Origin of the sequence: Streptomyces sp. NPDC003038 (assembly GCF_040611115.1) — a bacterium.
Lineage (GTDB): Bacteria > Actinomycetota > Actinomycetes > Streptomycetales > Streptomycetaceae > Streptomyces.
In genome coordinates, this window is record NZ_JBEXNN010000014.1 from 174,202 (window position 1) to 188,649 (window position 14,448).

Genomic DNA, 14,448 nt, shown 5'->3' on the forward strand with positions numbered 1-14,448 from the left:
CCACGAGCACGATGTTTATGCCGCCTGCGGCGCGGAGGTGGTGCCAGGGGCGGGAGCGGTGGCGGGGGCGGGGAGCGTGAAGCCGTCGAACAGGCCGTCCAGCGCCCGCCGCGCGGCCCGGGCGGGGGTGGCGCGGATCGCGAGGTCGCGGGCGGCCACGGCGAAGGGGTGGCTGAGCGCGGCGATCCGGCCCGCCCGGCGGGCCCGCACCCGGATGGCGTCGGTCCGCGCGCAGCGGGCCGCGCTGTAGGCGGCCAGGGCCGCCGGTACGTCCGCCCCGTCCAGGAGGTGGGCGAGGACCACGGCGTCCTCGACGGCCTGGCAGCCGCCCTGGCCGAGGTTGGGGGTCATGGCGTGGGCGGCGTCGCCGAGCCAGGCGAGGCGGCCCTGGTGGAAGCGGGGGAGCGGGGCGGCCAGATCGTAGAGGTCGTGCTGGAGCACCGCGGTGGGGTCGATCCGCGCCAGCAGCGCCGGGATCGGGTCGTGCCAGGTGCCGTAGCGGCGCAGCAGTTCGGTGCGGAGGTCGGCGGGGCGGTAACCCTCGGGGACGACGGCGGTGGCGTAGAGGTACACCCGGCCGTCGGCGAGCGGGACGACGCCGAAACGCTCCCCGCGCCCCCAGGTCTCGGCGGCCACCGGGGGCGCGGACTCGGCGGGCAGGACGGTGCGCCACGCGGTCTCGCCGCTGTAGCGCAGGCCCGGGTGGGACGGGAAGTACTGGCGGCGCAGCGCGCTGTGGATGCCGTCGGCGGCGAGGACGAGGTCGGCGCGGAGGTCGCCGGCCGAGGTGCGGACCACCGGGCAGCCGCCGTCGGCGCCGGCGCCGTCCTCGGAGGTGACGGAGGTGACGGCGGTGGCGTACCGGATGGCGCCGTCGGGGAGCGAAGCGGTCAGGGCCGCGGCGAGGGCCGAACGGTGCACGGCGAGCGCGGGCCGGCCGTAGCGGGCCACGATCGCGGCGGTGTCGGCGCGGCTGAGCCACCGGCCGTCGGGGCGGCGCAGGCCGCCCAGCGCGGCGGCGACGGCATGGCCCGCGGCGCGGGCCGGATCGAAGCCGATGGCGTCGAAGGCGCGCAGGGCGTTGGGCGCGAGGACGATACCGGCGCCGACGGAGGGCGGCTGCGGCGCCCTCTCGCACACGGTGACCCGCCAGCCGCGGCGGTGCAGGGCCACGGCTGCCGTGAGCCCGCCGATCCCCGCACCCGCGACGACCGCATGACGCTGAAGCTCCGGCATCGCATGCTCCCTCTTCCGCACCGCACCGTCGCCTCTACGTCTGTAGAGGCGAGGCCTTCACTCTACAGCTGTAGAGTGAAGCCATGTCCACTCCTGACCCGATCCCGCAGACGACGGACCGCAGAACGCTCATCGCGGACACGGCGATCGACCTCGTCGCCGAGGCCGGACTGCGGGGCCTGACCCACCGAGCCGTCGACACCGCGGCCCGACTGCCGGCCGGCAGCACCTCGTACTACTTCCGTACGAGGACGGCACTGATCGCTGCCTGCTACCAGCGGCTGGCGGAGCTGGACCTCGCCGACCTCGACGCAGACCTCGACGCGGGCCTCGACGGCGACCGCGACGCCGACGGCAGTGGCGACGGCAGCGGTCCGGGAATCCCCGAGCCGCCCGACCGGGACACGGCGGCGGCGGCGGCGCTCGCCGCGCTGCTGCACCGCTGGCTGACCACCGGGCGGGCGAGGCAGCTGGCCCGTTTCGAGCTGAGCCTGGAGGCCGCGCGGAATCCGGAGCTGGAGCCGGACTTCCACCAGGCGGGCCTCGGTGCGCGCGCCCGGGCCGCGGCGATCCTCCGGGAGCTGGGGGCGGAGCGGCCGCAGGAGGCGGCCGAACTCATGGTGGCCTGGGCCGACGGGCTCCTCTACGACCGGCTGGCCGGCGCCCTGGCCCGCTCCCGCCCGGCCCCGGATCCGGCCGAACTCACCTCTGTCACCCGGCGGATGATCGATGCGGTCCTCGCCCGGACGGTCTAGGATCCGGCCATGATCGCTGAACTGCAATGTGTGGTCCTGGACTGCCCTGATCCGCTCCGGCTGGCCGAGTTCTACCGGTCCGTGCTGGGCGGCGCGGTCAACCGGCCGGACCGACGGTGGTCGGTCGACGAGGACTGGGCGACGCTGCACACGCCGTCCGGCGCGGTCCTCGCCTTCCAGCGGGCGGCGGACTTCGAGCCGCCCCGGTGGCCGGACCCGGCCCGGCCGCAGCAGTTCCACCTGGACCTCGCCGTCCCGGACCTGGACCGGGCCCAGGAACAGGTGCTGGCCTGTGGCGCGACGGTGCTCGACCCGGGTTCCGACGACCGCGACTGGCGGGTCTACGCGGATCCGGCGGGTCATCCCTTCTGCCTGATCGGCGACTGAGTCGCCGCCTGCATGTCGCGGATGGCGCTGCGGAGGCTCTCGGCCGCCGATTGCCCGGCGGCCACCTCCGCCATCCGCGGGGCAACCTGCGTGCGCCCCCCGGACAGGAGCTAATCGGAGGACCTGGTCCAGCCGACGGCCTCGATGCGGGCGGCGTCGGCCGGGCGGTCCTCGGTGAAGAGCAGGCGCGCCGGTTCCGCCACGCGTACGACGTCGATGTAGACGCCTCGGCCCACGTAGCGGCCGGTCGCGGTGTGGCGGAAGCGGAGCCGGACCTCACGGCCCGCCCAGGCGGCGGTGAGCGGGGCTTCGAGGCGGTGCCAGATGCGGCCGGACCAGCCTCCGGCGGATCCCTGCGGCCACTGTTCGGCGACGCCGCCCGTGGACCGCAGCGTGCTGAACGCCAGCGGCTCCCAGGTCCGTCCGTCCGGCGAGGCCTCCAGGTGGAAGGCGCCCTCACCGGGCACGGTGTCCCACCACACGGCGCAGCGCAGCCGGGCGGCGGCGGTGGCCGGGGTCAGCGGCGGGAGGGTGAGGGTGCCCGAACCGCCGGGAGTGGTCCCGGAGAACCAGGCCGCGCCGCCGTGTCTCGTACGGACGGGGACGGCGCGGGCGAAGCGGTTGCCGACGGCGACCCGTGGCGCGCTGCCGGCCCGCCAGGTCCGCACGGGATGCACGGAGTTGCCCAGCAGGATCAGGAAGGAGTCGGTGGAGGGGTCGAGGACGAGGGAGGTGCCGGTGAAGCCGGTGTGGCCGGCGGATTGCGGTGTGGCCATGGCGCCCATGTACCAGTGCTGGTAGAGCTCGAAGCCGAGACCGTGGTCATCGCCGGGGAAGGCGGTGTTGTAGTCGGTGAAGAGCAGTTCGACGGAGGCGGGGCGCAGGATGCGCCGGCCCGCGTAGGCCCCGCCGTCGAGCAGGGTGCGGGCGAGGACGGCCAGGTCCCACGCGGTGCCGAAGATGCCGGCGTGGCCGGCGACACCGCCCAGGGCGTACGCGTTCTCGTCGTGGACCTCGCCCCACACCAGCCCGCGGTCCAGGCCGGACCAGGGCGGACGCTGCACCTCGGTGGCGGCGGTGCCCCGGCGCCAGGAGAGCGGCGGGTTGTAACGGGTGCGGCGCATCCCCAGCGGAGCGGTGATCTCGTCGTGGAGCAGGACGTCCAGGGTGCGGCCGGTGATCCGTTCCAGGAGCAGTTGCAGCGTGATGAGGTTCAGGTCGGAGTACCGGTACACCGTCCCGGGAGCCTCCTGCGGGCGCACCGACCACAGCAGCCTCAACTGCCCCTCGCGGGTGGGTTCCTGGTAGAACGGCGCCCATGAGCGGAGCCCCGAGGTGTGCGTGAGGAGCTGCCGGACCGTGATCAGCTCCTTGCCGGCTCCGGCTCCCGTACCGGCTCCGGCTCCGGCTCCGGCTCCGGCTCCGGTACCGACTCCGGCTCGGATACCGGCTCCGGCTCCGGTACCCGTGGCAGGGTGGCCGCCGGTCGCCCCGTCCCCGCAGAACTCCGGCAGGTACCGGCACACCGGAGCCTCCAGCTCCAGCCGGCCGCGCTCCAGCTGCTGCACGGCCAGGATGGACGTGAACAGCTTCGTCAGCGAAGCCAGGTCGAAGACGGTGTCCTCGGCCATGGCGATCCGTTCGGCCGCCGGGAACTCCCGGACCCGGTCGGTCCGGCCGTCGTAGTCCGCGTACCGGACGGCGTCGCCCACAGCGCGGTGCAGGGCGATGGTCCGGCCGCGCCCGGCGAGGACCACGGCTCCGGCGTAGTAGGGGTGCTCGGGCGAAGGCCCCAGGAAGCGCCGCGCCTCGTCCACCACTCCTTCCAGGTGCTTCTCCAGCAACCCGGCCTGGCGCGCGGAGCCGTACCGCAGCCGCAGGCCCTGGAGGGCGCGCCGCTCGACCGGGTTGCCCGCCGCCCCGGCGGCCGACGGGAGCGCCGCGTGCAGGACGAGCACCCCGCCGAGCGCGAGCAGCCGCCCGCCCAGCCGCCGCCGGGTCAAGGCGCCGCCCCGTGGAGCGGGCGCGTCCGGCGGCCGGATGCCGATCGCGCCGTCGTGGTCACCGCAGCCGCCACGGCTGCCGTCCTCGCCGTAGCAGGCGCCCGTCGCGCCGATGTCCCCCGTACCGCCCATGTCCGGTCCTCCTGTTCCTGCCCGCGCACGCTAGTGGGTATCTGCCCGCGCGCCGCCCGCCTCCCGCACCGACCGCCCCGTAAAGAATCTGACACTGCATCAGAAAATCTCTTCCCTCGGCCGCCGGGCTGCGGCATCCTGCCGCCCATGGAGACGGAGCTGAGCAAGAAACTGGGAGTCGAGCACGCCATCTTCGGCTTCACGCCCTTCCCGGCGGTCGCCGCCGCCATCACCCGCGCGGGCGGATTCGGCGTACTCGGCGCGGTCCGCTACACCGCGCCCGACGACCTCAAGCGCGACCTCGACTGGATGCAGGCGCACACCGACGACAAGCCATACGGCCTCGACGTCGTCATGCCCGCCAAGAAGGCCGTCGACGGCATCAGCGAAGCCGACATCGAGGCGATGATCCCGGCCGGGCACCGCGACTTCGTCCGCGAGACCCTCGCCAAGCACCACGTGCCCGAACTCGCCGAGGGAGAGGCCTCCGGCTGGCGGATCACCGGGTGGATGGAACAGGTCGCCCGCAACCAGCTCGACGTCGCCTTCGACTACCCCATCAAGCTCCTGGCGAACGCCCTCGGTTCCCCGCCTGCCGACGTCGTCCGGCGCGCCCACGACCACGGCGTCCTCGTCGCCGCCCTCGCCGGCAGTGCCAAGCACGCCCGCCGCCACGCCGAAGCGGGCATCGACATCGTCGTCGCCCAGGGCTACGAGGCCGGCGGACACACCGGCGACATCGCCACCATGGTCCTGGTCCCCGAGATCGTCGAGGCCGTCGCCCCTCTCCCCGTCCTCGCCGCGGGCGGTATCGGCAGCGGGGAGCAGATCGCGGCCGGACTCGCCCTCGGCGCCCAGGGTGCCTGGCTCGGCTCCCTCTGGCTCACTACCACCGAGGCCGACCTCCACTCCCGCGCCCTCACCGAGAAGCTGCTCGCCGCCGGCTCCGGCGACACCGTGCGCTCCCGCGCCCTCACCGGCAAGCCCGCCCGCCAGTTGCGTACCGAGTGGACCGACGCCTGGGACGACCCGGAGGGGCCCGGCGCACTTCCCATGCCGCTCCAGGGCCTGCTGGTCGCCGAGGCCGTCTCCCGCATCCAGAAGTACGAGGTCCAGCCGCTGCTCGGCACCCCCGTAGGCCAGATCGTCGGCCGGATGAACACCGAGCGCAGCGTCCAGGCCGCCTTCGACGACCTCACCCGCGGCTTCGAGAAGGCCGTCGACCGCATCACGCGCATCGCCGGCCGAGTCTGAGAGAGGAGCGCGACCGCCATGACCGACAAGCAGGCGCCGCCAGGGGGTCCCCTCCGGCCGCAATCTGGGGGCGGGTTCTGGGCGCAGGCCACCGCCGACCCGGACCGCACCGTCCTGGTCACCCCCGAGGGCGAGGAGTGGAGCGCCGGCCGGCTGCACGCCGACGTCAACCGGCTGGTCCACGGGCTGCGCGCCGCCGGCCTGGAGAAGGGTGACGCCTTCGCGGTCGTCATGCCCAACGGGGTCGAATTCGTCACCGCCTACCTCGCCGCCTCCCAGGCCGGCTTCTACCTCGTCCCCGTCAACCACCACCTCGTGGGCCCCGAGATCGCCTGGATCGTCTCCGATTCCGGCGCCAAGGTCCTCATCGCCCACGAGCGCTTCGCCGACGCCGCCACCGCCGCGGCCGACGAGGCGGCCCTGCCCGCGAGCCACCGCTACGCGGTCGGAGCGGTCGCGGGCTTCCGGCCGTACGGGCAACTCCTCGACGGACAGCCCGCGGCGGCCCCCGCGGACCGCACCCTCGGCTGGGTCATGAACTACACCTCCGGCACCACCGGCCGCCCGCGCGGCATCCGCCGCGCGTTGCCCGGCAAACCGCCGGAGGAGACGCACCTCGGCGGTTTCCTCGGCATCTTCGGCATCCGCCCCTTCGACGACAACGTCCACCTCGTCTGCTCGCCGCTCTACCACACGGCCGTCCTCCAGTTCGCCGGCGCCGCCCTGCACATCGGACACCCGCTGGTCCTGATGGACAAGTGGAGCCCGCAGGAGATGCTGCGCCTGATCGACCAGCACGCCTGCACCCACACGCACATGGTCCCCACCCAGTTCCACCGGCTCCTCGCGCTCCCGCAGGAGACGAAGGACGCGTACGACGTCTCCTCGATGCGGCACGCCATCCACGGCGCGGCCCCCTGCCCCGACCACGTCAAGCGGGCGATGATCGACTGGTGGGGCCGGTGCGTGGAGGAGTACTACGCGGCGAGCGAGGGCGGCGGCGCCTTCGCGACCGCCGAGGACTGGCTGAAGAAGCCGGGAACCGTCGGCAAGGCCTGGCCGATCAGCGAACTCGCGATCTTCGACGACGACGGCAACCGGCTGCCGGCCGGTGAACTCGGCACCGTCTACCTGAAGATGAACACCGGCGGCTTCAGCTACCACAAGGACGAGGACAAGACGAGGAAGAACCGCATAGGCGACTTCTTCACCGTCGGCGATCTGGGAGTGATGGACGAGGAGGGCTACCTCTTCCTGCGCGACCGCAAAATCGACATGATCATCTCGGGCGGGGTCAACATCTACCCGGCCGAGATCGAGTCGGCCCTGCTCACCCACCCGGCGGTCGCGGACGCAGCCGCCTTCGGCATTCCCCATCCTTCCTGGGGTGAGGAGGTCAAGGCGGTCGTCGAACCGGCGGAGGGCTTCGTGGCGGGGGACGCCCTGGCCGCGGAGATCCTGCACCACTGCGAGCGGCAACTGGCCGGCTACAAGCGCCCCAAGACCGTCGACTTCATCGAGACGATGCCGCGCGACCCGAACGGCAAGCTGTACAAGCGGCGCCTGCGCGACCCGTACTGGGAGGGCCGCGAGCGCGCGATGTGACGTACGGCGATCCGTCGCGGGGCGAGCCGGGGCGGGCCGGGTCAGCCGGGCGCCGTCCCGGCTCGCCTGCGACCGGCGGGCATACGGCGGCCGCGGCCGCCGCCACGCCCGGCAGCAGGGTGAGAAGTACCACGTCAGAGCGGTGTGCGCGGGCTTGGCGCCGCATCGGGGGAACAGTTCTGGCAACTTGGCTGATATGAGTACGGCTACGCGCAGATCCCCTCTGACCGACTGGACCGTCGTCGTCCCCGTGGTGGCGCTCGTCGCGCTCGCCTTCAGCTGGGGACGCGACCTGCCCGCACTCGCGGTCACCCTCGTGTCCCTGTGCCTCGCCGGCGCGGTGCTGGCGGCGGTCCACCACGCCGAGGTGGTAGCCCACCGGGTCGGTGAACCCTTCGGCTCCCTCGTTCTCGCCGTCGCCGTCACCGTCATCGAAGTGGCCCTCATCGTCACGCTGATGGCCGACGGCGGCGGCAAGACCTCCTCGCTCGCCCGGGACACGGTCTTCGCCGCTGTGATGATCACCTGCAATGGCGTCGTCGGCCTGTCGCTGCTCGTCGGCGCCCTGCGCAACCGCGTGGCGGTCTTCAACGCCGAGGGCTCCGGCGCGGCCCTCGCCACGGTCGCGACCCTCGCGGTTCTCAGCCTCGTCCTGCCGACCTTCACCACCAGCAAGCCGGGGCCCGAGTTCTCCACCGCCCAGCTGACCTTCGCCGCCATCGCCTCGCTCGCCCTCTACGGGCTGTTCATCGCCGTCCAGACGGTCCGCCACCGGGACTACTTCCTGCCCGTGGACACCGAGCGGCACCGCGAGGAGGCGGCCGGGGCAGCCGCCGCGGCTGCGGGTCCGGCGGTGACGACGGGGGTGGGCCCGGCTGCGGGCCCGGCGGGTTCGGCTGCGGGTCAGGCGGTGGGTTCGGCTGGGGGTCGGGTGGAGGCTCCGGCTCCGGCTCGGGGCACGGCAGCGGCCCCGGACGCCGAGGAGGCGGCCCACGCCGCGCCGCCCACCTCCCGCGCCGCGCTGATCAGCCTCGGCCTGCTGCTGGTCGCGCTCGTCGCGGTCGTCGGCAACGCCAAGGCCGTCTCCCCGACCATCGAGGCGGGCGTCGCCGACGCGGGCCTGCCCCACGCCGTCGTGGGTGTGATCATCGCCCTGCTCGTGCTGCTGCCCGAGACCCTCGCCGCCGTCCGGGCCGCGCGCCGCGACCGCGTCCAGACCAGCCTCAACCTCGCCTACGGCTCGGCCATCGCCAGCATCGGCCTGACCATCCCGGCCATCGCGCTTGCCTCCGTCTGGCTCTCGGGCCCCCTGCTGCTCGGCCTCGGCCCGATCCACATGGTGCTGCTCGCGCTGACCGTCGTGGTCAGCGCCCTCACCATCGCGCCGGGCCGGGCCACACTGCTCCAGGGCGGCGTCCACCTCGTCCTCTTCGCGGGCTTCCTCTTCCTCGCCGTCAGCCCGTAAGAGCTCCGGGGCCCGGCGGGGCCCCCGCACACGCGGGACCCCACCGGACGCCTCGGGTCAGCGGCGCTCGCGCGCCCAGACCACCTTCAGCTGCGGCGAGGTGAGGATGTCCCGCTCGCAGAACCGCGAGGTCACCCAGCGCTCCCGCGAGAACAGCCGGGTCTGGTCGGCGTAGTACGGAGAGTTCGGGTTCGCCGACTGGCTGTACGTCAGCAACGTGCGCGCCACCGGACAGCGGCCGCCGTCCCAGCCGACCGCCTGGACGTGGCTGGAACCGTGGGCGACCTCCGGGTAGCCGCCGGCCGCCGCGTTCCACCGCGCCTCGATCTTGTTCCAGACGCCCAGCGCCTCCGTGCCGCCGCCCACCGGCAGCTTCTGTCCGCCGCGGACCACGAACTGGTGCTCGCCCAGCGGGGCGTCCAGCGCGATCCCGGCCGCCTTGAGCTCCTGGACCGTGTCCGCGAGGGCCCGCCCGATGCCGGGCGCCGCCTGGTTGAGCGTACGGGGCGTGCGTACGGGATCGGCCGCCGAGAACGGCACCAGCCACAGGTCCTTGGCCGCCGTCGTCGCCGTCAGCTTGCGCCAGAACCGGTCGAAGAACAGTGCGCCGCGGCTGGCGCTGTCGGCCGTACGGTCCCATCCCGCCAGCACCCCACAGGCGGCCGAGACGTCCACCGCAGCGCCGTCGCTCCCCGTCGCCGAACCGCCCGGCAGGGCCGCACACGCCCTCGCCGCGTCGGCGGCCGCCAGGTCACCGGCCGGCACCCGGTTGGCGAACTGCTGCTTCTGCAGGTCCGCCACGGTCAGCCCGCCCTTCGCGGCCATCGCCGACACGTCCTCGACCGCGCCCCGCGTGCGCAGCGAGCGCGGGGTGCCGGCATTGCCCCAGATCCGCTCGTACCCGGTCAGCGGCCGGTCGGCATTGGCCAGCCAGGCACTGTCGTTGGAGTTCTCGGCGTACGGGGCGTCCCGCAGCGTCGGCGCCTTCCCCGGGCCGAACACCCCCGGCTGCACCGCGTCCGGGTCCGAGCCGATCGCGCAGTCGCCGCGGGAGCCGTCCAGCACCGCCAGTCCCGAGGCGGGGTACGTGGCCCTGCCGAGCGGGGTGGAGCAACGGGCGGCGAGCTCGTCGGTGATCCGGGGGAGCACCTGGGACTGGGTGAAGAGCGTGCCGCCCGCCGAATCCGCGGCCACCGTGTTGACCCACGGCAGCCCCTGGGTGCGCTTCAGGGCCTCCTGGATCCCGGCCACCGAGCGCGCCCTGCCCATCGCGAGGGCGGTGTCGGAGCCGCGCAGGTTCAGCGCGTTGGGGTCGTTGAGCGCGTACGCCGTCCCTGCGGTCCAGGGCAGCGGCAGGCTCGGGCCGAGGTTCGACACCACCGGTCCGTAGCGGGTCCACCACTGGGTACGGGTGACGGGGTCGCCGCCCGCCACCGGGACGCTGACGGTCCGCCGGAGCATCTTCTCCGGCCTCCCGTCGACCAGATAGGACGTGGGATCAGCCGGGTCGAGGGTGAGCTGGTGCAGATTGAGGGTGGTGCCGGTGGCGACCGTGTGGCTCCAGGCCACCTTCTCGTTGAAGCCGATGTTGACCACGGTCGTACCGAGGAGGGAGCCGCCCGAGACGTTCAGTTCGCCCGGGATGGTCTGCTGCGACTGCCAGAAGCGGCGCCCGCCGTGCCAGGGGTAGTGCGGGTTCCCGAGCAGCAGGCCGCTGCCGCTCGCCGTGGTGGAGCCACTGAAGGCCACGGCGTTGGAGCCCATGTCGTACCGGGTGGTGTCGAAGAACCGCTGCGCGGCCTCGGCGGCTGCCGACGGGTCGATGTCCGGCGGCGCAGCCGTACCGGTGGCCGTACCGGACGTCGTACCGGTGGCCGTACCGGACGTCGTACCGGACGCCGTACGGGCGCCCGTGCCGGGCGGCTGGGCGGCGGTGATGCCGTCGATGCCGCGCCCCTGGCCGCCGAGGACCGAGACCGCGAAGCCCCGGGCGGCCACATCGGTGGCGGTGACCGGGCGGACCCAGGCCGCGCCCTTGCACGCCGGGTCGGTGATCTTGTTCTGGGCGAGCCAGGCGTTGTACCCGGCGGCCCAGCCGCGCATCAGCTCCCTCAGGTCCTCGCTGGGCCCCGCCGGAGCGGGCGTGGACAGCAGCTTCTCGACGGTGCCCGACTCCCGTACGCCCTTGAAGTACAGGTCGCTGGACAGGTTCTGCGTGGCGGAGGAGAGCGAACCGTCGGGCGCCGCGTCGGGGCCGAACCAGCGCGAGCGCTCGCCGGCGACGGTCACGAACCCGTCGGCCAGGACGCAGACCTGGTCGGCTGCCTGCGCCCAGCCGGTGCCGAAGCCGAGGTTCGCGTAATCCCGGGCCAGGACGTGTGGAATGCCGTTCTCGGTGTACCGGATGACGGCGGACAGGCCGCCGCCCGACGGATTCCGCTCCCCGGTCGCCGCCGAGGCCTGCGGTATCGCGGCCGTCGCGGCGAGCAGTGCGGCCCCGGTGAGGGCGACGCGGTGGAGGAGCGGACGGGTGCGGCGGTGTCCCTCAAGAAAGCGCAACATACCTCCCAAGTAGCCTGCCAATGGGCGAAGTTGCCCGTGGAACAGGCGGTGCGTCCGTGCCCCCACACTCATGCAGGCCATCCGATGATCTGTCAACATCCCGTTTGGTATCCAGGCTTCGCGCGGCGGGATCCGGGCGCGCCGCGAAAGGCCTAATACGGGGCGTCGGTCATGCCGGTGCCGGTGCCGGTGCCGGTGCCGGGCCGGTCATGTCGGCATCGGCCCCGGACGGGCGTCCGGTCGACCGGGATCGCCCGCGGTCAGCAGGGTGAGCCCGGTCCGGATCGTCCGCCCGGCTCTGGGGGGTGCGGCCGGTCGGGAGGGTCGCCGCCCCGATCCGAGGGGTCAGCCCGGCCGGCCCGGCTCCGGACGAGGGGTATCCGAATCCTCGGCGGGGACGAGTCCGCTGAGGCGCAGGCGCCGCAGCACGCGGTGCTCGTGGTAGAGGCGGCCGAGGAGGGCGCCGCCGTAGACCACGAAGCCGACGCCGACCAGCCAGGACTGGACGACCAACAGGGTGCCGAAGGGCCCGTACGTCACGGCGTTCGAGGCGATCAGCGGGGAGAACACCAGCTGCGAGAAGAGCCGCAGCCCGAGCAGTCCGAGGCTGGTCGCCACCGCCCCCGGCACCAGTGCCCGCCAGCGGACCCGGCCGCCGAGCAGCAGCCGCTGCGAGCCCAAGAAGAACAGGCAGGTGCCGAGCAGATCTCCCAGGGAGCCGAGCACGGACCCCAATCCCCTCTCTGACGGCGCGGGGATCTGCACGAGCAGCGCGAGGTAGCAAACCAGCAGGGCGAGCCAGACGATGTGCCGCCACATGGTGTGCCAGCGGGCGGTCGGCACGTCCCAGACTTTCTCGTAGCCCGTCTGCACGGCCCATCCGAAGGTCAGGCCGAAGACGGCGAGCGCGGCCAGCCCGAAGGCGGTGGTGCGTTCCAGCGCCAGGTCGGCCGCGCTGAACAGCATCTCCACCCGGTCCCGCGAGGACTCCGTCACGCCGAGGGCCTGGCCGAGCCAGCGGCCGAAGCCCGAGCCGCTGCCGGGCGCTGCGGCGGCCACGACCACCAGCAGCGGCACCAGGGTGAGGAACCCGAGGGCCGCGAAGCCCATCGCCCGGTGCATCAGTTCCATCTCCCGCCCGCGGTTCCAGGTCCGGCCCGCGACGGAGCCCTGGAACCGGTCGTGGAGCCGCCGGAGGATGGAGATCACGCCTCATGCACTACCCGCGAGGACGCACGGGCTCCCCGGACCCGCCCCCAAATGGGCCCGAAGGGGTGGTTTCAGCTTCCTGGACGTGTGTCTCTGCCCTCCCGGGGGCTGCGGAGGTCCACCAGCCGTTTGATCTTCCCGACCGAGCGCTCCAAGGTTTCCGGGTCAACGACCTCGACCCGGACGGAGACCCCGATGCCCTCCTTGACGGCCCGGACCACGGTGGCGGCCGCGGCTTCCCGCCGGTCGGCGTCCGCCTCCCGGCGGGCCTCCACCCGTACCGTCAAGGCGTCCATCCGGCCCTCCCGGGTCAGGCGCAGCTGGAAGTGGGGTGCCAGGCCGGCCGTCCGCAGGAGGATCTCCTCGATCTGGGTCGGGTACATGTTCACCCCGCGCAGGATGATCATGTCGTCGCTGCGGCCCGTGACCTTCTCCATCCGGCGGAAGGCCGGACGCGCGGTGCCGGGCAGCAGCCGCGTCAGATCCCGGGTGCGGTAGCGGATGACGGGCATGGCCTCCTTCGTGAGCGAGGTGAAGACGAGCTCCCCGGGCTCGCCCTCCGGCAGCACCGCGCCCGTCAGCGGATCGACCACCTCGGGGTAGAAATGGTCCTCCCAGACGTGCAGGCCGTCCTTCGTCTCCACGCATTCCTGTGCGACGCCCGGACCGATGACCTCCGACAGGCCGTATATGTCGACCGCGTCGATGCCCAGCCGCTCCTCGATCTCCCGGCGCATCTCCTCGGTCCACGGCTCCGCGCCGAAGATCCCCGTCCTGAGCGAGGTGGTGCGCGGATCCATCCCCTGGCGCTCCATCTCGTCCAGCAGGGTCAGCATGTAGGAGGGGGTCACCATGATGACCTCGGGCCGGAAGTCCTGGATGAGCTTGACCTGGCGGTCCGTCATCCCGCCGGAGGCCGGCACGACCGTACAGCCGAGGCGTTCGGCGCCGTAGTGTGCGCCGAGGCCGCCGGTGAACAGGCCGTAGCCGTAGGCGATGTGGACGATCTGGCCGGGGCGGCCACCCGCCGCGCGTATGGACCGGGCGACGACATCGGCCCAGGTGGCGAGATCCCCCTCGGTGTACCCGACGACGGTGGGACGCCCCGTGGTGCCGCTGGAGGCGTGGATGCGGCGCACCTCGGAGCGCGGTACGGCGAACATCCCGAAGGGGTACTGGTCGCGCAGATCGGCCTTGGTGGTGAAGGGGAAGAGGGCGAGATCGGCGAGGGTGCGGCAGTCGTCGGGACGCAGGCCGGCCTTGTCGAAGGCCTGCCGGTAGAAGGGCACCCGGTCGTAGGCACGGGTGAGGGTCGCCCGCATGCGCGTCAGCTGGAGGGCGGCCAGCTCGTCGCCGCTCAGCCGCTCGCCCTCGTCCTGGAGATCCGCGTACGCCGTCATGCCGTCACCTCACCGTGAACCAACCGACCGATCATTCGGTAGATTGCCGGAGCGCGGCGGGTAAATCAATGACTCGAACGGGTGATCGTCTGGTGTGATGCCCTCCATGCCCGTCTTCACCACCTACGACGGCACCGAACTGGCCTGCACCGTCCGGGGGAGGGCGAGCCGCTGGTCTGCCCGCCGGGCGGGGTCATGGGACCCGAGTACGCCCGGTACAAGGGCACTGCTCCGCCTTGCGATGCAGCTCGGCATCCGAAGGATCAGTCAACAGCCGAGACGGAGCGAGCGAAGCGAGTGCAGTGCACCGGACGACGCGGAAACGCACCCCACTTCCCCGAGGCCGCTCAGCGCGGCGTGTCCGCCTCCGACCCACCCCCACCCCCACCCCCACCCCCACCCCCCCCCCCAGCCCCAGCCCCGGCCTCCGTCGCCACCGC

General features: G+C 73.2%; 10 protein-coding genes. 5 read left to right on the top strand and 5 right to left on the bottom strand.

Translation table 11 applies throughout. The annotated features are described in order from the left end of the window. Window positions 1-15: 15 nt before the first annotated feature. Complete coding sequence (locus ABZX75_RS19715; protein ID WP_355412121.1) at window positions 16-1,236, bottom strand: FAD-dependent monooxygenase; 1,221 nt, start codon at window positions 1,234-1,236, stop codon at window positions 16-18. An 83-nt stretch (window positions 1,237-1,319) separates the two neighbouring features. Between ABZX75_RS19715 and ABZX75_RS19720 the strand changes: the two genes are divergently transcribed. Next, window positions 1,320-1,991, top strand: a complete 672-nt coding sequence (locus ABZX75_RS19720) for a TetR family transcriptional regulator (RefSeq protein ID WP_355412123.1) — start codon at window positions 1,320-1,322, stop codon at window positions 1,989-1,991. A gap of 9 nt (window positions 1,992-2,000) precedes the next feature. Then, window positions 2,001-2,378, top strand: a complete 378-nt coding sequence (locus ABZX75_RS19725; RefSeq protein WP_355412125.1) for a VOC family protein — start codon at window positions 2,001-2,003, stop codon at window positions 2,376-2,378. Window positions 2,379-2,488: 110 nt separating this feature from the next. Here the strand turns inward: ABZX75_RS19725 and ABZX75_RS19730 are convergent, their stop codons facing one another. Next, complete coding sequence (locus ABZX75_RS19730) at window positions 2,489-4,513, bottom strand: serine hydrolase (protein ID WP_355412127.1); 2,025 nt, start codon at window positions 4,511-4,513, stop codon at window positions 2,489-2,491. Between the two features lie 147 nt (window positions 4,514-4,660). On the opposite strand from ABZX75_RS19730, the gene ABZX75_RS19735 reads away from it, so the two are divergent. The 3 genes from ABZX75_RS19735 (at window position 4,661) to ABZX75_RS19745 (ending at window position 8,837) form a co-directional block, all read left to right on the top strand. Further along, window positions 4,661-5,767, top strand: coding sequence for a nitronate monooxygenase family protein (locus tag ABZX75_RS19735; RefSeq protein ID WP_355412129.1), 1,107 nt, complete (start codon window positions 4,661-4,663; stop codon window positions 5,765-5,767). 18 nt (window positions 5,768-5,785) lie between these two features. Further along, a complete protein-coding gene (locus tag ABZX75_RS19740; RefSeq protein WP_355412131.1) occupies window positions 5,786-7,372 on the top strand; it encodes an acyl-CoA synthetase in 1,587 nt (528 codons plus the stop codon). Window positions 7,373-7,568: 196 nt separating this feature from the next. Continuing rightward, the gene (locus ABZX75_RS19745; protein WP_355412133.1) at window positions 7,569-8,837 is read left to right on the top strand and encodes an ionic transporter y4hA; all 1,269 of its coding nucleotides are present in this window, start codon (window positions 7,569-7,571) and stop codon (window positions 8,835-8,837) included. Window positions 8,838-8,894: 57 nt separating this feature from the next. Here the strand turns inward: ABZX75_RS19745 and ABZX75_RS19750 are convergent, their stop codons facing one another. From ABZX75_RS19750 to paaK, 3 genes are all read right to left on the bottom strand, one after another. Then, window positions 8,895-11,399: a penicillin acylase family protein gene (locus ABZX75_RS19750; RefSeq protein ID WP_355412135.1), complete on the bottom strand. Its 2,505-nt coding sequence runs from the start codon at window positions 11,397-11,399 to the stop codon at window positions 8,895-8,897. Between the two features lie 345 nt (window positions 11,400-11,744). Next, window positions 11,745-12,530: a YhjD/YihY/BrkB family envelope integrity protein gene (locus ABZX75_RS19755; protein WP_355412155.1), complete on the bottom strand. Its 786-nt coding sequence runs from the start codon at window positions 12,528-12,530 to the stop codon at window positions 11,745-11,747. A 149-nt stretch (window positions 12,531-12,679) separates the two neighbouring features. After that, on the bottom strand, window positions 12,680-14,008 hold the full coding sequence (gene paaK / locus ABZX75_RS19760; RefSeq protein WP_355412137.1) for a phenylacetate--CoA ligase PaaK: 1,329 nt from the start codon (window positions 14,006-14,008) through the stop codon (window positions 12,680-12,682). Window positions 14,009-14,448: the final 440 nt, after the last annotated feature.